Annotated in this window: 21 protein-coding genes; 6 read left to right on the forward strand and 15 right to left on the reverse strand. The window is 64.8% G+C overall.

The window, feature by feature from the left end; translation table 11 throughout:
• Positions 1 to 63: 63 nt before the first annotated feature.
• The 11 genes from ACK4R0_RS03140 to ACK4R0_RS03190 form a co-directional block, all read right to left on the reverse strand.
• Entirely contained in the window at positions 64 to 657 is a 594-nt protein-coding gene (locus ACK4R0_RS03140) for a hypothetical protein (RefSeq protein ID WP_409670049.1), read from the reverse strand.
• 81 nt (positions 658 to 738) lie between these two features.
• A complete protein-coding gene (locus ACK4R0_RS03145; RefSeq protein ID WP_409670052.1) occupies positions 739 to 1,287 on the reverse strand; it encodes a demethoxyubiquinone hydroxylase family protein in 549 nt (182 codons plus the stop codon).
• The gene (locus tag ACK4R0_RS03150) at positions 1,284 to 1,790 is read right to left on the reverse strand and encodes a disulfide bond formation protein B (RefSeq protein WP_409670055.1); all 507 of its coding nucleotides are present in this window, start codon (positions 1,788 to 1,790) and stop codon (positions 1,284 to 1,286) included. Before ACK4R0_RS03150 ends, ACK4R0_RS03145 begins: the two co-directional genes overlap by 4 nt.
• A 60-nt stretch (positions 1,791 to 1,850) precedes the next feature.
• Positions 1,851 to 3,224, reverse strand: a complete 1,374-nt coding sequence (locus ACK4R0_RS03155; protein WP_409670890.1) for a S41 family peptidase — start codon at positions 3,222 to 3,224, stop codon at positions 1,851 to 1,853.
• Between the two features lie 258 nt (positions 3,225 to 3,482).
• Positions 3,483 to 4,694: a murein hydrolase activator EnvC family protein gene (locus ACK4R0_RS03160; protein ID WP_409670058.1), complete on the reverse strand. Its 1,212-nt coding sequence runs from the start codon at positions 4,692 to 4,694 to the stop codon at positions 3,483 to 3,485.
• A gap of 6 nt (positions 4,695 to 4,700) precedes the next feature.
• Entirely contained in the window at positions 4,701 to 5,123 is a 423-nt protein-coding gene (locus tag ACK4R0_RS03165) for a 23S rRNA (pseudouridine(1915)-N(3))-methyltransferase RlmH (protein ID WP_409670061.1), read from the reverse strand.
• Between the two features lie 35 nt (positions 5,124 to 5,158).
• Positions 5,159 to 5,473 carry a ribosome silencing factor gene (rsfS, locus tag ACK4R0_RS03170; protein ID WP_188513872.1) on the reverse strand — a complete coding sequence of 105 codons (315 nt, stop codon included), beginning with the start codon at positions 5,471 to 5,473 and terminating at the stop codon, positions 5,159 to 5,161.
• A gap of 241 nt (positions 5,474 to 5,714) precedes the next feature.
• A complete protein-coding gene (locus ACK4R0_RS03175) occupies positions 5,715 to 6,359 on the reverse strand; it encodes a nicotinate-nucleotide adenylyltransferase (protein WP_409670064.1) in 645 nt (214 codons plus the stop codon).
• Positions 6,356 to 6,643, reverse strand: a complete 288-nt coding sequence (locus tag ACK4R0_RS03180) for a type II toxin-antitoxin system RelE/ParE family toxin (protein WP_409670067.1) — start codon at positions 6,641 to 6,643, stop codon at positions 6,356 to 6,358. Before ACK4R0_RS03180 ends, ACK4R0_RS03175 begins: the two co-directional genes overlap by 4 nt.
• Positions 6,640 to 6,909 (reverse strand): CopG family ribbon-helix-helix protein, encoded by a 270-nt coding sequence (locus tag ACK4R0_RS03185; RefSeq protein WP_409670070.1) that lies wholly within the window; start codon positions 6,907 to 6,909, stop codon positions 6,640 to 6,642. The genes ACK4R0_RS03180 and ACK4R0_RS03185 overlap by 4 nt, the downstream gene beginning before the upstream one ends.
• 43 nt (positions 6,910 to 6,952) lie before the next feature.
• Complete coding sequence (locus ACK4R0_RS03190) at positions 6,953 to 8,134, reverse strand: glutamate-5-semialdehyde dehydrogenase (RefSeq protein ID WP_409670073.1); 1,182 nt, start codon at positions 8,132 to 8,134, stop codon at positions 6,953 to 6,955.
• Between the two features lie 370 nt (positions 8,135 to 8,504).
• Between ACK4R0_RS03190 and ACK4R0_RS03195 the strand changes: the two genes are divergently transcribed.
• From ACK4R0_RS03195 to ACK4R0_RS03205, 3 genes are all read left to right on the forward strand, one after another.
• Positions 8,505 to 9,692, forward strand: a complete 1,188-nt coding sequence (locus ACK4R0_RS03195) for a M23 family metallopeptidase (protein WP_409670076.1) — start codon at positions 8,505 to 8,507, stop codon at positions 9,690 to 9,692.
• 28 nt (positions 9,693 to 9,720) lie between these two features.
• Complete coding sequence (locus ACK4R0_RS03200; RefSeq protein ID WP_409670079.1) at positions 9,721 to 10,119, forward strand: polymer-forming cytoskeletal protein; 399 nt, start codon at positions 9,721 to 9,723, stop codon at positions 10,117 to 10,119.
• 66 nt (positions 10,120 to 10,185) lie between these two features.
• Positions 10,186 to 10,875: a hypothetical protein gene (locus ACK4R0_RS03205; protein ID WP_409670082.1), complete on the forward strand. Its 690-nt coding sequence runs from the start codon at positions 10,186 to 10,188 to the stop codon at positions 10,873 to 10,875.
• Here ACK4R0_RS03205 and ACK4R0_RS03210 read toward each other — a convergent pair whose 3' ends face one another.
• Entirely contained in the window at positions 10,876 to 11,166 is a 291-nt protein-coding gene (locus ACK4R0_RS03210) for a helix-turn-helix domain-containing protein (protein WP_150126191.1), read from the reverse strand.
• Complete coding sequence (locus ACK4R0_RS03215; protein WP_409670087.1) at positions 11,126 to 11,407, reverse strand: BrnT family toxin; 282 nt, start codon at positions 11,405 to 11,407, stop codon at positions 11,126 to 11,128. Before ACK4R0_RS03215 ends, ACK4R0_RS03210 begins: the two co-directional genes overlap by 41 nt.
• Positions 11,408 to 11,474: 67 nt before the next feature.
• On the opposite strand from ACK4R0_RS03215, the gene ACK4R0_RS03220 reads away from it, so the two are divergent.
• Positions 11,475 to 12,068, forward strand: coding sequence for a GNAT family N-acetyltransferase (locus ACK4R0_RS03220; protein WP_409670090.1), 594 nt, complete (start codon positions 11,475 to 11,477; stop codon positions 12,066 to 12,068).
• Here ACK4R0_RS03220 and ACK4R0_RS03225 read toward each other — a convergent pair.
• Positions 12,065 to 12,826 (reverse strand): glycerophosphoryl diester phosphodiesterase membrane domain-containing protein, encoded by a 762-nt coding sequence (locus ACK4R0_RS03225; RefSeq protein ID WP_409670093.1) that lies wholly within the window; start codon positions 12,824 to 12,826, stop codon positions 12,065 to 12,067. The genes ACK4R0_RS03220 and ACK4R0_RS03225 overlap by 4 nt on opposite strands.
• Positions 12,827 to 12,954: 128 nt before the next feature.
• On the opposite strand from ACK4R0_RS03225, the gene lipB reads away from it, so the two are divergent.
• Positions 12,955 to 13,638, forward strand: coding sequence for a lipoyl(octanoyl) transferase LipB (gene lipB, locus ACK4R0_RS03230; protein ID WP_409670096.1), 684 nt, complete (start codon positions 12,955 to 12,957; stop codon positions 13,636 to 13,638).
• Positions 13,635 to 13,955, forward strand: a complete 321-nt coding sequence (locus ACK4R0_RS03235) for a hypothetical protein (protein WP_409670099.1) — start codon at positions 13,635 to 13,637, stop codon at positions 13,953 to 13,955. Before lipB ends, ACK4R0_RS03235 begins: the two co-directional genes overlap by 4 nt.
• A gap of 112 nt (positions 13,956 to 14,067) precedes the next feature.
• Here the strand turns inward: ACK4R0_RS03235 and queC are convergent, their stop codons facing one another.
• On the reverse strand, positions 14,068 to 14,751 hold the full coding sequence (gene queC, locus ACK4R0_RS03240; protein ID WP_409670102.1) for a 7-cyano-7-deazaguanine synthase QueC: 684 nt from the start codon (positions 14,749 to 14,751) through the stop codon (positions 14,068 to 14,070).
• Positions 14,752 to 14,867 lie beyond the last annotated feature (116 nt).

Here is a 14,867-nt window from a genome sequence, read left to right on the forward strand (position 1 = left end):
TGGGCGAGGTGTGTTATCCGTGCAAGTCGGTTGATCGCGTGAAGGCGCCAGCCTTATTCGGACTTATTCGGGTGATCGAACCTGGGGCTCCGGCCTGCGGTCGGGTTCCACGCCATCAGCCTGCGCGCGCATCGCGGCAGCTGCGGCTTCGCGCTCCGCCTTGCGCTGGTCGAGCTCGGCGCCGATTTCCTGTTCGCGCGCTTCGACCGCAGCAGCGTCCGCATCGATGTTCGACAGACGGCGCTGGCGCTCCTCCTCGATCAAACGACCGGCACGGGCGTCCTCACCGGTCTTCTTTTCAAGCCGTGCGGCCTGGACCAGCGATTGGGTGCAGCCGGTAAACCCACCCGCACCGACCGGAGAGCAGCTGTCGGTGCCGAAGTTGCCGACGGTCTCCATCGAGCGTACCCGCTCGGTCCAGGAGGTGTTGGCGATCGCATTGGGGTCGCTGCGCAGGTTCTCGGGGATGCGATAGCGCTCCTGCTCGTCCATCCGCATGCACACGACGATCTCGTTGGGATTGGTCGATGGCTCGCACGCCTCGTTGCCGTACACGATCCGCTGCACGACCTTGTCGCCTGCCGAATCCTGAGCGGAGGCGGGCGCGGCGAAGGCCGTTCCAACGAGCAGCAGGGCTGCCAGGGTTCCGGTCTTCATCGTTCGTCTCCTCAAGATCAAATCAGCGCGTCAACCGTACTAGCGACAGGCGCATGAACGGCATGTGACGCATAGGTCAGTTCAGATACGCTTGGACAGCGCAATCGCTGCGCGGCACCCCATACGGATCACCGCGCTCATCACCGGATAGCCGAATGCCTGCTCGGCGCCTTCGGCCAGCGCGCGTTCCTTGTGCTCGAGTTCCTCGTCACGAAACTTGGCGATCGCGGTGCTCAACTCGGGGTGGCTTTCGCCAAGCTCCTCGAGCTGATCGGCATAATGCCGGTCGATTTCGGTCTCAACCGCCACGGTGCAGGCCATCGCCGCCTTGGGGCCGATCAGCGCGGTGACCGCACCCAGGCCAAAGCCGGCCACGTTCCAGAACGGCTGCAGCGCGGTCGGGCGGACCCCGCGCTCGGCCATCAGCTTGTCGAAATAGGCGCGATGGATTTCTTCCTGCTCGGCCATCCCGGCAATCGCGCGGGCTTCGGGGCCGGTATCGCCCATGACCGCGCGCTGCCCGGCATAAATCCGGGTCGCGCCATATTCGCCGGCCTGGTTGACGCGGATCATCTCGGCGAGATCGACCTCGTGGCTAACGGGGTTCAGCGGTTCGTTGGCGTTCGTCATGCGACTATGGTTCCCGGCTTCTTGCGGCGTAGCAGCAGATAGATGGCGGCGGCCCCTGTGAGCGACAAGAGGAAATTATAGCCTGCAAGCGAGATGCCGAACATCGACCATGGCGCGGTGTCGCAGCGCACCAATGGCGCGGCCATGATCGAGTTGAGCACATCATCGGTGGTTGCACCGGCGGGCATCGACGAAGCGCATCGCGTCAGGCCTTCCCACCAGCCATATTCGACGCCTGCATGAAACCCGCCGATCAGCCCGCTGATGGCAATCGCGACTGCGGCAAGCGCAGCCATTCCCACGGCGAGCCCCTGGATGCGGCGCACCGACAGCACGGCAATTCCGCCCAGCGCGAGCGCGACCCAATGCGGCCAGCGCTGCCAATAGCACATCTCGCAAGGATACAGTCCAAAGACATATTGGCTCACCAGAGCTCCGCCTAGCATGAATGCAGGGATAAGCAGTGCCAGCCAGGCAGCAATACGCGGCGCGCGCGAAGTCATGTCAGATCAGGCCCCCGGGGTTCGATGCGAATGAAACGGATGGGTTTGATCGACCACCCGTCAGTTGCGGCGAGTCACCGGACGCGCCACAGCAGGGGAACGCGCGGGCCGGCTGCCGGTTGCGGCAAGGCGAGCACTCGCCATCGTAGTGCGCTGCAGCGTCGCCATCGCGTAATACAGCTGGAAATCCTCGATCCCCTTTTCCTTGAGCTGCTCGGTGGTCATCGTGAAGCGCGGATCGGCAAGCTTGTCGATTTCCAGATCCTTGTCGTCCAGGCCGATTTCGTTGATCAGGTGGCCACGCAGATCGGATTCGCGCAGCTTCATCCGGGTCTTGTAGTCGGGATCGGACAGCTGCGGCACCGCGATATCCGGTTCGATCCCGCCTTCCTGCACCGAATTGCCCGAAGGCGTGAAGTACCGTGCGGTGGTCAGCTTGAGCGCGGTGGTGCGGGAAAGCGGCAGCAACGTTTGCACCGATCCCTTGCCGAAGCTGCGCTCACCCATCACGAGCGCACGGCGATGATCCTGCAGCGCGCCTGCGACGATTTCGGATGCCGACGCCGACCCTGAATCGACCAGCACGATCAGCGGCGCTCCGCCGATGATATCGCCCGGTCGTGCAAAATAGCGTTCGATATCGCCCTTGTGGCGGCCGCGTTGCGAGACGATCTCGCCCTTTTCAAGGAATGCATCGGAAACAGCCACGGCCTCATCGAGCAGGCCGCCGGGGTTGGAGCGCATATCGAGCACATAGCCGGTCGGCTTGCGGCCCAGCTGTGCCTCGATGCCCCGCACCGCTTCTGCAACGTCCGCACCCACGCTCGAGGTGAAGCTCGCGATGGTGATGATGCCGATATTGTCCTTGATCTCCCAGGTCACCGGCTTGAGGTCGATGATTGCGCGGGTGATCGTCACGTCGAACGGCTTGTCGCGGCCTTCGCGAACGATCGTCAGCTTGATCGAGGTGCCAGGCGCGCCGCGCATCTGGTCGACCGCGTCGTCGAGCGTGCCGCCGTAGATCAGCTTGCCATCGAGATGGGTGATGTAATCGCCGGCCTTGATACCGGCCTTGTCGGCAGGGGTCTCGCGGGTGGGGGCGATCACCTTGACCGCGCCGTCCTGCAGCGTCACCGACAGGCCGAGGCCGCCATACAGCCCCTCGGTCTGGGTCCGCAGGTTTTCGAAATCGCGTGCGTCGAGATAGCTGCTGTGCGGATCGAGGCTGGCGAGCATGCCATCGATCGCACCGCGCACCAGCTTGTCGTCGTTGACCGGCTCGACATAATCGGTCTTCACCCGCTCGAAGATATCGATGAAGCGGGAAATCTCGGCCTGGGTGTCGGACTCGACCTGCGAGATCGCCGACGTCGCTACAGGAACCAGCGCGACGGCAAAGGCGATTGCGGAAACTCGGGCGAGGTGGGACTTCATCATCAAACGCAACCTTGTTGTTGAACCGGCTTGGACTTTTGGTCCCAATATCTGGTGCCGGAAATCGCCGCCTCCGTCTTCGCGGATGGCCGGCTTGCTCCCCAGGCACTCATCGTCGCGCACACCCCACAGCGCGTGGACGGTAATCTAGCCTTCTGCGCGGCCAATTGCCAGATGCTTTGCTATCAAACCGCGTTCCGTTTCGATCAGCGTGCAAAGCTAGCAAGGATACCTTGCTCGCAGGTGAATGAGCCGACCTCAGGTGATCAGCGCGGCAATGTCGATCGGTCGACCGTTGCGGCGCAGTTCGACGGTGATTCTGGGTCGGTTTTCGCCAGCGCGGCCGATCGGATCCCCCTGCGCCACGCGCTCGCCGACCTGCAGGCCGGTACGCTGCATCCCCGTGATCAGGCTGGTCCACCCGCCGACATGTTCGATAATGACGATCTGGCCGAAGCCGCGATACGGCCCGACAAACCCGACACGGCCTTCGGCGGGCGCGATCAGCTGAGCACCGGGGCGCGCGGCGATGGTCAGCCCGCGTGAACGCACGCCGCTGGCGGCCACCTCGCCAAAGCCGGCGACGATCGGTCCCATCAGCGGCAGGCGATAGGCGGGGCGGCCACTGCGCACGCGCGTGGGGGCGTTTTCGACCACCTGCGACTCTTGCGGTCGAGGTGGGCGGAGCACCGGGCCATCGAGCGCGGCCAGCCGTTCGCGCAAGGTCCCGCTTGCCTCGATATCGCTGACCAGCGCGTCGAGATCGCGCGCGCGCTCGCCAAGGCCCAGCGCGCGTTCTTCCTCCAGCCGCGAGGTGCTCGCCAGCTGACGCGACTGCGCGCGCGATTGCGCCTCCTGCCGGGCGAGCGCCGCGCGGCGGACGGCCAGCTCCCTCTGTCCTTCGCGCTGCAACCGTGCCGCGCGCGCGGCCTGCACGGCAAGATCGGCCGAGCGCGCGATGTCCTTGCGCAGCAGCGCGGTCTCCGCCTCGACCCGGGGCAGGGTGGTCGCGAGCACCGCGCGAACGCGGACCATGTCGTCGATCGACCCGGGCTGGACCAACGCCAGCACCGTCGGGCGGCGAGCAAGCGACTGCAGTGCCGCAGTCAGCCGGACCAGCGGCTGCTGTCGTTTGGCGAGTCGCGCCTTCTGTGCGCGCTGCAACGTCGCGATGATCTTCACCCGCGCTTCTGCAGCGGCGATTTCGGCTTCGGCTTCCTGGACGCGCGATGCGAGCGCACGCGCTTCGCGTCGGGCGCGGTCCGCAGCTTCGACAGCGTCTGCAGCCTGCCTTTCCAGCTGGCGGCTGCGGCGCGAGGCGGCCCGGGCATCGGCGAGCGAGCGGGCGAGCGCTGCGCGCTCCTGCTCGAGCAGATCGACGTTACGGACGACAGGCGCGGCGCTTCCGGGCAGCGACAGCGTGATCAGCGCGCCCGCGATCGAGGTCAGGGCAAGGGATCGCCGGCGCATTCTCGCTCACCCCTCGCGGTGATAGGGGTGGCCGGCCAGGATGCTGGTGGCGCGGTAGAGTTGTTCGGCGAGCATCGCGCGCGCCATCAGGTGCGGCCAGGTCGCCTTGCCGAACGCGATCAGCAGGTCTGCGCCAGCGCGTTCTGTATCATCGAAACCGTCCGCCGCGCCGATGAGGAAGCGGGTCTCGCGCACGCCGTCGTCGCGCCAGCGTTCGAGCGCCTGCGCGAAGTCCATCGACGTCAGCTGCTTGCCCAGCTCGTCGAGCATCACCGTGCGGCTGCCCTGTGGCGCGGGCGGCACAGCGCCGCCCCGGTCGGGCAGCTCGGTGATCGCCAGCGGCCACTGGATGCGCTTGACATAGCGCTGCACCAGCTCGGCCTCGGGTGACCGGCCGATCTTGCCGCGCGCGATGATGTGCAGGCGCATAAACGATCATCCTGCCGGTGCGAGCCTGCGCCGGATCAGGCGTTCGGCGTCTCGGGGGCTTCGCCAAAGGCCCACATGCGCTCCAGATTGTAGAACGTGCGCACTTCGGGGCGGAACAGGTGGACGATCACGTCGCCGGCATCGATCAGCACCCAATCGGCGTTGGTCATTCCCTCGATGCGCGCCGTGCCGCCGGACTGCTTGATGCGCTCGGCGAGCTTCTGCGCCATCGATGCGACCTGCCGCGTCGACCGGCCCGATGCGATCACCATGAAATCGGCGATGTTGCTTTTGCCCGCGAGCGGGATCGAGACCACTTCCTGGGCCTGATCGTCGTCGAGCGACTGCATGACCAGCGCGTGCAATTCGGTGGCTTCGGCCAGCTGCGTCTCAGCCGAGCGCGGGGCCGGGCCGACGGCGCCGGGCTGAGAGGTCCCGGACGGGGTGGGGGAAAGATTGGTCAATGGAGCTCCTTGCGAACATACGCTTGATACTGGCTGCGGCGCCGATGAGGCGACCGCGAGATTGGCACAGGGTGAGGGGTTGAAAACATATCCCGGCTTGGGATGGATGAAGGTCCGATCGGTCGCGTCACGCCAGAACCTGCCGGGTCACCGCATCGCGAACCGGATGCTCGGCATGCTCGACAAACCAGTCAGGATCGCTCCTGCGCAAGGCGGTTGCAGACCGCGGATCGGGACGAAAGCGCAGCAGCACGAGCGCCGGCATACTCCATCGTGTCCAGTCAGTTGCCTGGTTCCGGGGACGGACACGATGCCCGAACCAGGCCATTGCGGGAGCCGAAATGGCACGCCCATCATATCCGGGCCGGGCGATCACTGCAATCGGCATTTGCCGCGCGATGTCGCGCCACCGGTGCCAACGGTGGAATCCGGCCAGATTGTCGGCCCCCATGATCCAGATGAACTCGCGTTTCGGGTAGCGCTTTCGCACCTTGGCGAGCGTATCGACGGTGTACCGGGTGCCCAGCTGCGATTCGATTGCGGTGGCGCGGATGCGGCTGCGGCGCGCCATGGCCCGGGCCGACCCGAGGCGGGCCTTGATGTCCGCCATGTCGGCTGCGCCCGCCTTTAGCGGATTGCCCGGGCTCACCATCCACCAGATTTCGTCCAGCCCCAGCGCCTCCATCGCAAACAGGCTGATCGCGCGGTGGCCGCGGTGCGCAGGATTGAACGACCCGCCGAGCAGGCCGGTACGAACGGGGCGGCTGTTCATGGTTCCAGGCCCCAGTCCTGGCGCTCGTGGTAAACCCGCAGGATGTGCACGTCACCATCAACGGGCCGATAAATGAAGATGTAAGGGGTCCGCTTTACCCGCCATTTGCGGTGGTCTTGATCGCCCACCATCGGACCGGCAAAAGGCCAGTCTAGCAGAAAGCGGGCAGATTGCACCGATGCAATAGCCACTCGATCCGCAAAATCGGGGTCTTCCAGAAACAATTGATCGTCGATAGACGCAAGATCGGTTTGCGCTTTGGGCGACCAGACGACTTTCGTCATTCAGCCGCTTGCCTGGCTGCCTGGCGGTTGCGAACCCGGTCTGCAATCCACTCCTCCATTTGCTCCTGCGTCAGATAGCGTCCGGCGGCGATGTCGTCCTCGCCTTCCTTCACGAAATCCATGAACGCGGTTTCGGCGCGGGCCATTTTCTCGATTGCGCGCGCGGCGAGCCAACTGCGGCTGCGGCCCTGCGCAGCGGCAAGACGGTCGACGAGTTCCATGACTTCAGGATCGATGCGGGCGGTGATGACCTGTGACTTGCTCATTGCCCATGTATACAATGTATACCTGCGCTAGGCAACCGGTTGGTCAGGCGCGGATCTGGCCGGTTCCCTCGACCAGCCACTTGTAGGTCGTCAGTCCTTCGAGCGCCACTGGACCACGCGCATGCAGCCGTCCGGTTGCAATGCCGATCTCGGCACCAAGGCCGAATTCGCCGCCATCGGCAAACTGGCTCGATGCGTTGACCATCACGATCGCGCTGTCGACCTCGGCCTGGAACCGGGCTGCGGCGGTGGCATCACGGGTGATGATCGCGTCGGTGTGGCCCGAACTGTGGCGGGCGATGTGCGCGAGCGCGCCATCGAGCCCCCCGACAAACGCGACCGAAACGATCGCGTCGAGATATTCGGTATCCCAGTCCTCGTCGCTGGCCGATACCGCGCGCGGTTCAAGCTCCAGCACCATATCGTCGCCGCGCACCTCGCAGCCGCCTTCGACCAGCGCGGCCAGTAGGCGCGCAGCATCGGGGTAATCACGATCGATCAGCAGCGTCTCCATCGCCCCGCAGATGCCGGTGCGGCGCAGCTTGGCGTTGACGACGATCGCGCGCGCGGTGTCAGGATCGGCCTCTGCATGGACGAAAGTGTGGCAAATACCGTCGAGATGCGCGAGCACCGGAACCCGGGCATCGGCCTGCACCCGCGCGACCAGCGACTTGCCGCCGCGCGGAATGATAAGGTCGATCCCGCCGCTTGCGGCCAGCATCGCGCCGACCGCATCGCGGTCCTGAGTCGGAACCAGCTGCACCGCCGCAGGGTCCATCCCGGCGCTGGCCAGCCCCCGCGCAAAGCTGCCGCGCAGCGCCCGGTTGCTGTGCACCGCCTCGCTGCCGCCGCGCAGGATCACCGCGTTGCCAGAGCGTACGCACAACGCTGCCGCATCGATTGTGACATTGGGGCGGCTCTCGTAGATGATGCCGATGACGCCGATCGGAACGCGCACGCGGCGCAACACCATGCCCGCAGGCGCGATGCGCCGGTCGATCTCTTGGCCGACCGGGTCGGGGAGGGCTGCAACCGCATCAACGCTGTCGGCGATTACGGCGAGCCGCGATGGGTCGAGCCGGAGACGGTCGAGCAGCGCGGTCGACAGGCCGCGTGTTTCCCCAGCCTCACAATCGCGTGCATTGGCAGCCAGGATATCTTTTGCGTCTTGTCGCAACGCGTCTGCCGCTGCGCACAGGGCCATTGCCTTGTCGGCATCGCTCATGCGTCTGAGGCGCTGCGCTGCCAATCGCGCGTCGCTGCAGCACCGCTCGATGATGCATTCGGCCGACAGGGTAGAGGAGGATGAGGCGAGGTTCGACATGGCGCGGCTGTAACAGCGCTGCCGCACGGTTCCAACCCGCGACTCGAGATTAACATTTGATAGGAAGAAACGGACGTTTGGTGGGTTTTTGCGGCTGTTTTTCCAGCCAGCCGGGCGTCGATTCGCCAAAAAACCGTTGCTGACATGCAACTCACCGCACGACTCGTCCGACTCGTGGGAATCCACGAGGAGTCGATTCGCCAAGCTGCACCCCCTTTGCTAGCCGCGCTTCGGGGTTAACTTTAGGGTCTAACGGGTCGTGCACATTTCAATGGTGCGCAAGCGTATTACCGATACGCTTGCGCAATGGTTCCCTGATCGCGAATTTTTTATGCGATCGCAGGGACAGATCAAATTCGTCAAGGTTTCGGCCCGTCTGCAAATGACGGTGGCTGGCGCTTTTGCTGCCGCCTTTTTGCTGTGGCTGCTGGTCACGCTGGCGATGCTGGTCAGCCAGTACAGCATCAGCGCCGAGCGCATGGCGCTGGTGCAGAAGCAGGCGCAGGTGGCCAGTTCCGCCAGCCGGGTCGCTGCCTACCGTTCGTCGGTCAATGATGTCGCAGCTGATCTGGAAGAGCGCCAGGCCTTCCTCGAGACCATCGTGACCAGCTATATCGGCGAACAGGCCGCGAGCGAGGATGCCGGAGCCGTCGTCGGCGATGCGGCCGCCGACAGCAGCGACGAGGCGGACAAGACCGCACGCAAGATCAGCGCCTTGGTGCCTGAAGCTGCCGGCCTTGCCCGGATGGAAGCCCGCCAGATCGCGTTTGTCGAAAAGCTGACCAAGGCGGCATCGCTGCGCGCCACCAGCGCAGAGGACGCGATCCGCAAGTTCGGGCTCAATCCCGACAGCGTCGCGCGCGCCAGTGCGACGGCACAGGGTGGTCCTTTCATTCCGCTCAAATCCAAGGGCAAGAAAGGCAGCGGCAACCTGGGCCTCGATCCGCGCTTCACCACGCTGGGCCAGACCTTGGCCCGCATGGATGCGCTCGAACGCGGTCTGGTGGCCATCCCGTCGGGCTCGCCCGCGCTCGCACCTGCCATCACCAGCGGTTTCGGCTATCGCCGCGATCCGTTCACCGGCGCCGCAGCCCTGCACAGCGGCATTGATTTCAAAGGCGCCCACGGCTCCTCCATCCTCGCTGCGGCGCAGGGCAAGGTCGTGTTCGCCGGGGTCAAGAACGGCTATGGCAACTGCGTCGAGGTTTCGCATGGCAACGGCCTTGTCACCCGCTATGCTCACCTTTCGTCGATCGGCGTCCGCACCGGACAACGTGTAGACAAGGGCCAACGGCTCGGCGGCATGGGCAGCACCGGCCGATCGACCGGCACTCACCTGCATTTCGAGGTGCGCCATAACGACCGCGCGATGAACCCCCGTCCGTTCCTGGAGGCCAACAGAGATGTTCTCAAGATCCAAGCCGTCGCCGAACAGCGGACAGACGATTCCACCCGCTAACGCACGCGCAACCAGGTCAGGGTCCAGCATGGTCGGCAGTTCCACATTCTCCGTGATTGGTGCCGACGTGGTGATCACCGGCAATGTATCCGCCAAGGTCGATCTGCACATCGATGGCCGCGTGGAAGGCGATATCGCCTGCGCCTCGCTGGTGCAGGGCGAATCGAGCATCATCCAGGGTGCCGTCACCGCCGAGACCGCGCGCCTCGCAGGCACCGTCACCGGATCGGTCGATGCGCGCGAGTTGGTGATCACCGCCAGTGCGCATGTGACCGGCGACGTCAGTTACGAGACGATCACCATCGAGCAGGGCGGCCATGTCGATGGCCAGTTCCGCCACAAGAGCAAGGCCGGCCATACCGCAGCATCGGTGCTCGCGAGCGGCGCGGGCGCCGAGGACCGGCCGGCACTGCTGCTCTCCAACTGACCGCGAGATAGCGTCTACACAAAAAGCCGCTTTGCGCGGGCGGATAGGGCGCGTACTCATTGCGCCATGACAACATTCCGCCCGATCCTCGCCGCGCTGCCGCTGCTAGCCGCCACCTTGCTCTCTGCCTGCCAGGCCGAGCCCGAGAAACGCGCCGAGGCAGACGCCGATCCGCATCAGGGCATCGATCTGCCCCCGGGCCATCCGGCGATCGCGGTCCCCGGTGAGGGCGTCGCCTCCACCGATGCCGCTGTGTCCGCGCACCCCCCGGTGATCAGCCTTGATGGCGAAGGTTTGCGGCTGGTCGATCCCAAGAGTGGTGCGACGCGGCCACTGGCGTTCGGCGTCGGCGCCGCGCAGCTCAAGCAGGTCGCGGAGAAATTGAAAGGTCCGGCCCAGTCCGGGCGCAATGACGAGTGCGGCGCGGGGCCATTGACCTATCTCAGCTGGGACGATGGGCTGACGCTCTATTCGCTCGACGGGCTTTTTGCAGGCTGGGCGCTCGACGAACGCGGGGCTGCCGCGCCTGCCAAGTCGGACGCCAAGGCACAGCCGACACCCAGGCTGACCACCATCAGCGGCATCGGCATCGGCTCGACCCGCGCCCAGTTGCTGGATGTTTACGACGCCAAGATCGAGCAGACGACATTGGGCACCGAGTTCAACGCCGCGGGGCTTTCGGGCATATTGGATGGTACCGGTGCCAAGGCCAAAGTCACCAACCTGTGGTCAGGCGTGAACTGCGTCTTCCGCTGATCAGGCAGCGTCGGCAATCGCCTTGGCCGCAAGCTCGGGCTCAGCCGCAATGACCTTGAGATAGGCGCGCACGGCGGGCGGCGGCATATGCCGGCCGATCTCGTATTGGCGGATGTTGGCGAGCGGAATGCCGTAGGCGCGAGCGAACTCGTCCTGGCTCATGCCCAGCCGGTTGCGCAGCATGCGGATGCGACGGCCCATCAGGCCCCGTTCCAGCCCGGCGACGCTGACGTCGCGGTCTTCCGGGTCGTTAGGGTCCGCCGGAATAGCGATCATAGTCTCTTTGTTCACTACCATTGCTCCTTCGTACCGATATCAGGCGGCAAATGTCGTCCCGCCAGACGTGAATAGCGGTCCAGAGTTTGCCATCGACCAAGCCAATCGCTTTGAACCTTTCCTCTTCGTCTCCCAACCTTATGGTCGGAAGGATAGCCAGTTCAGAGTCCTCGAACACGCGCTTGCCGAACGAGAGCGAGACACCGTGCTTGAACCGGTTCACTTCATCCTTGGCGGGATCGAATGCGATGTCCATCGAGCGTGCATACTATGTGTTTCACACAGCATTGGCAAGTCTGTTGCTTTGTCGCTAGGGCAGCAGCATGGCTTCGCAGTTCACGCCCGTAGCAGCCGGTCAGCTGGCGACCGTCGTAACCCATCTCGAGATGCGGATGCGTCCGCGTGCGCGTCCGCTCAAGGCGGTGCCGCTCAGGCTCAAACGCTGGCAGGCGCCTTCGGTCGAAAAATACCGGCTGCTTTATCGCCGCGTCGGCGAGCCATGGCTGTGGTTCTCGCGGCTCGTGATGTCAGACGATGCGCTGGCTGCGATCATCCATGATCCGGGGGTCGAGATCTTCGCAATGCTCGATCCGCAGGGGATCGAAGTCGGATTGCTCGAACTGGATTTCCGCCAATCAGGAGCCTGCGAGATCGCGTTCTTCGGGCTTATCCCTCCGCTCACCGGACAGGGCTTCGGCGGCTGGCTGATGGCGCAGGCGCTTACGCTTGCCTGGCGTGCCGGAGTGGAGCGGGTATGGGTGCACACCTGTACGCTCGACGATCCGCGCGCATTGGGGTTCTACATCGCGCAAGGGTTCACGGCCACAGCGCGCGAGATCGAGGTGCTCGACGACCCGCGGCTGACCGGCCTTATCCCGCGCGACGCCGCGCCGCATGTGCCGGTGATTGCAGGTTAGCTGAAGGTATCGGCCATTTCATCAGCCGAAGGCCCTGCCAGCTGGCGATACAGCGCCGCATAAACGCACACCATCAACACCGCGAGGAACATGCTGATCACGCCATCGACCAGCGTGGTCAATGTATCGGCCAGCCCGCCCTCGACCGCCAGCCGGATGACAAGCCCGATCACCGTGACCGAGGTGATGTAGACGAAGAACGCGGTAACCGCGACGACGACCACGAACAGCAAGACGCGCCCGCTGTTGCCCTTGGTCAGCGCCCAGGACCGGCGCAGCGCCTTGCTGATGTTGTAAGTCCGTTCAGCGACCATCGCGGGGCCCGCGACCACGAGCTTGATGAACACGTAAATGCCGGGCAGCACGAAGGCCAGGGAGCCGAAGAACACCAGCACCCCGCTCAATATTCCCATTGCCCAGAACGGCAGCAGGATCGACAACCCCTTGCGCATCGCCTCGCCGACCGATGGCTTGTCGGCATCCAGGATCAGCACCAGCATCACCACGCTGGCAAAGCCGTTGGCCAGCCCGATGAGCATGATCCATACGATATTGTCGACGTAGAACTGCTGCATCCCCTGATAAAGCGTTTCCAGATCGGCATCCGCAGGCGTGACAGGGCGATCCACGAACAGCGCAAACGCCAGGCTTGGCAGCAGGATGAACACCCCGGCCACGCTGAGCAGCAGTTCGCGGTTGGAGCGAAACACGTGCATCACGTCGTTCCAGCAGGCGGAAAGATCGAGCTTGCGGGTCATGGCGGGATTGGCCTCACGGACTAAAGCGATTAAAGGGGTGCGCTAAACGGCACCGGGTCGGCGCGCAAGGCATTTGCCGCGCGCAAGCGTCCGGCACTAGGTAACGCGCAATGGCGACAACGGGTACGATGGCAGATACATTTAGCGCAAATCCGGAATGGCGGATCGAGCCTGGGCTGTTGCCATATCCAGACGCACTGAGGGCGATGGAAGAGCGCAACCGCGCGATCGAGACGCATGAGGCCGGGGAACTGGTCTGGCTGGTCGAACACCCGCCGCTCTACACTGGCGGCACCAGTGCCGACCCTGCCGAGCTGCTCAGCCAGCAGTTCCCGGTTTACGATACCGGGCGCGGCGGGCGCTACACCTATCACGGACCCGGGCAGCGGGTGGGATATTTGCTGCTCGACCTGCGGCAGCGGGGCAGGGACGTGCGCTGCTTCGTCCATGCGCTTGAGGACTGGGTGATCGCGGCGCTCGGCGATATGGGCGTCTCGGCACGCCGTGCTGAAGGACGCGTCGGCATCTGGACCGATACGCGGGCCGGGCAGGAGGCCAAGATCGGCGCGATCGGGGTGCGGGTGCGCCGCTGGGTGACGATGCACGGTTTTGCGGTCAACGTGAACCCGGACCTGTCGCATTTCGGCGGCATCGTGCCGTGCGGAATCGCCGAATATCCGGTCACCAGCCTGGCAGATCTGGGCATCGCTGCGACCATGGCTGATCTCGACGCGGCACTGGCGGCGCATGCCCCCGGCTTTCTTGCGGCACTTGGCGGGACGTGCCAAGGCCCGGCTGCACAGGAGACATGACGATGACATTGAGGCCGATCATTCTGGGAACCACGCTCTGCGCCGCAGCGCTTGCGCTTGGCGGTTGCAGGGACAAGGCGGCAGATACGGCCGCGGTCGCACAGGGCAGTGCGCCCGAAGGCACGATCAGCGACGAACTACCCAATCTGGAGCTGCTGCCCAACGACGCGCCACTTGCTGATCCTGCCGCTTCGCCTTCGGGGCCAGGGACGCCGGGTGCTGCTCCGACCGCGCCCGAGCGCGCGCTGTCAAGCGACGCACCGCAGGCCTCGCCAGCTCCAGCAGAGCCAGCGCTTGAGGGATCGATCGGGGAGTAAACTCTGCTTTCCGTCACCCCCGCGAACGCGGGGGTCCCGCTTTTTGGCTGACGTCTGGACCAAAGCGGGATTCCCGCGTTCGCGGGAATGACGGCTGTACAGATCGGTCGTACTAACCCGCGTAAACCGTCGGATCGACCAGCCCCGCATCCGCAAATCCCTGTTTGCGCAGGCGGCAGCTGTCACACAGGCCGCAGGCGAGACCCTCGGGCGTGGGATCATAGCACGACCAGCTCATCCCCGGATCGAGCCCGAGCCGCGCGGCCTCGGCAGCGATCTCGGCCTTGCCCAGAAACTGCAGCGGTGCGTGGATCGTGAAGGGCTCGCCCTGATCGCCCGCCTTGGTGGCAAGGTCGGCGAGCCGTTCGAACCCCTGGATGAATTCGGGCCGGCAATCGGGATAGCCCGAGTAATCGAGCGCGTTGACACCGATGAAGATGTCGCGCGCGCCCAAGGCCTCGGCCCATCCCAGCGTCAGCGACAGGAAGATAAGGTTGCGCGCGGGCACATAGGTCACCGGAATGTCGTCGCCGACGCCGGTCTTGGGCACATCGATATCATCGGTCAGCGCCGATCCGCCGAACTGGCGCAGGTCGAGCGGCAGCACGATATGCCGCACCGCACCGATGTGTGCAGCGATATGGCGTGCAGCCTCGATCTCGACGCGGTGACGCTGGTTGTAATCGATGGTCAGCGCGGCGACGGCAAAACCGGCTTCCTGCGCGCGCGCTGCGGAAACCATGGAATCAAGGCCGCCGGACAGCAGGACAACGGCAATTTTCTGGGAATGTGTCATGATGTGCGCATATTGCGCCGCGCCATCTCGGGCAAACCAAAAAATCTTGAAAATCCTCCCCTGCAAGGGGAGGGGGACCACGAAGTGGTGGAGGGGTATCCACGCCTGATAGAGGG

The sequence above is a fragment of the Blastomonas sp. genome (assembly GCF_046294995.1).
Taxonomy (GTDB): Bacteria; Pseudomonadota; Alphaproteobacteria; order Sphingomonadales; family Sphingomonadaceae; genus Blastomonas.

Coding starts and splice junctions, on each gene's coding strand:
- ACK4R0_RS03140 (WP_409670049.1), bottom strand. CDS start 657: ATGAAGACCGGAACCCTGGCAGCCCTGCTGCTCGTTGGAACGGCCTTC.
- ACK4R0_RS03145 (WP_409670052.1), bottom strand. CDS start 1,287: ATGACGAACGCCAACGAACCGCTGAACCCCGTTAGCCACGAGGTCGAT.
- ACK4R0_RS03150 (WP_409670055.1), bottom strand. CDS start 1,790: ATGACTTCGCGCGCGCCGCGTATTGCTGCCTGGCTGGCACTGCTTATC.
- ACK4R0_RS03155 (WP_409670890.1), bottom strand. CDS start 3,224: ATGAAGTCCCACCTCGCCCGAGTTTCCGCAATCGCCTTTGCCGTCGCG.
- ACK4R0_RS03160 (WP_409670058.1), bottom strand. CDS start 4,694: ATGCGCCGGCGATCCCTTGCCCTGACCTCGATCGCGGGCGCGCTGATC.
- ACK4R0_RS03165 (WP_409670061.1), bottom strand. CDS start 5,123: ATGCGCCTGCACATCATCGCGCGCGGCAAGATCGGCCGGTCACCCGAG.
- rsfS (WP_188513872.1), bottom strand. CDS start 5,473: ATGCAGTCGCTCGACGACGATCAGGCCCAGGAAGTGGTCTCGATCCCG.
- ACK4R0_RS03175 (WP_409670064.1), bottom strand. CDS start 6,359: ATGAACAGCCGCCCCGTTCGTACCGGCCTGCTCGGCGGGTCGTTCAAT.
- ACK4R0_RS03180 (WP_409670067.1), bottom strand. CDS start 6,643: ATGACGAAAGTCGTCTGGTCGCCCAAAGCGCAAACCGATCTTGCGTCT.
- ACK4R0_RS03185 (WP_409670070.1), bottom strand. CDS start 6,909: ATGAGCAAGTCACAGGTCATCACCGCCCGCATCGATCCTGAAGTCATG.
- ACK4R0_RS03190 (WP_409670073.1), bottom strand. CDS start 8,134: ATGAGCGATGCCGACAAGGCAATGGCCCTGTGCGCAGCGGCAGACGCG.
- ACK4R0_RS03195 (WP_409670076.1), top strand. CDS start 8,505: ATGGTGCGCAAGCGTATTACCGATACGCTTGCGCAATGGTTCCCTGAT.
- ACK4R0_RS03200 (WP_409670079.1), top strand. CDS start 9,721: ATGGTCGGCAGTTCCACATTCTCCGTGATTGGTGCCGACGTGGTGATC.
- ACK4R0_RS03205 (WP_409670082.1), top strand. CDS start 10,186: ATGACAACATTCCGCCCGATCCTCGCCGCGCTGCCGCTGCTAGCCGCC.
- ACK4R0_RS03215 (WP_409670087.1), bottom strand. CDS start 11,407: ATGGACATCGCATTCGATCCCGCCAAGGATGAAGTGAACCGGTTCAAG.
- ACK4R0_RS03220 (WP_409670090.1), top strand. CDS start 11,475: ATGGCTTCGCAGTTCACGCCCGTAGCAGCCGGTCAGCTGGCGACCGTC.
- ACK4R0_RS03225 (WP_409670093.1), bottom strand. CDS start 12,826: ATGACCCGCAAGCTCGATCTTTCCGCCTGCTGGAACGACGTGATGCAC.
- lipB (WP_409670096.1), top strand. CDS start 12,955: ATGGCAGATACATTTAGCGCAAATCCGGAATGGCGGATCGAGCCTGGG.
- ACK4R0_RS03235 (WP_409670099.1), top strand. CDS start 13,635: ATGACGATGACATTGAGGCCGATCATTCTGGGAACCACGCTCTGCGCC.
- queC (WP_409670102.1), bottom strand. CDS start 14,751: ATGACACATTCCCAGAAAATTGCCGTTGTCCTGCTGTCCGGCGGCCTT.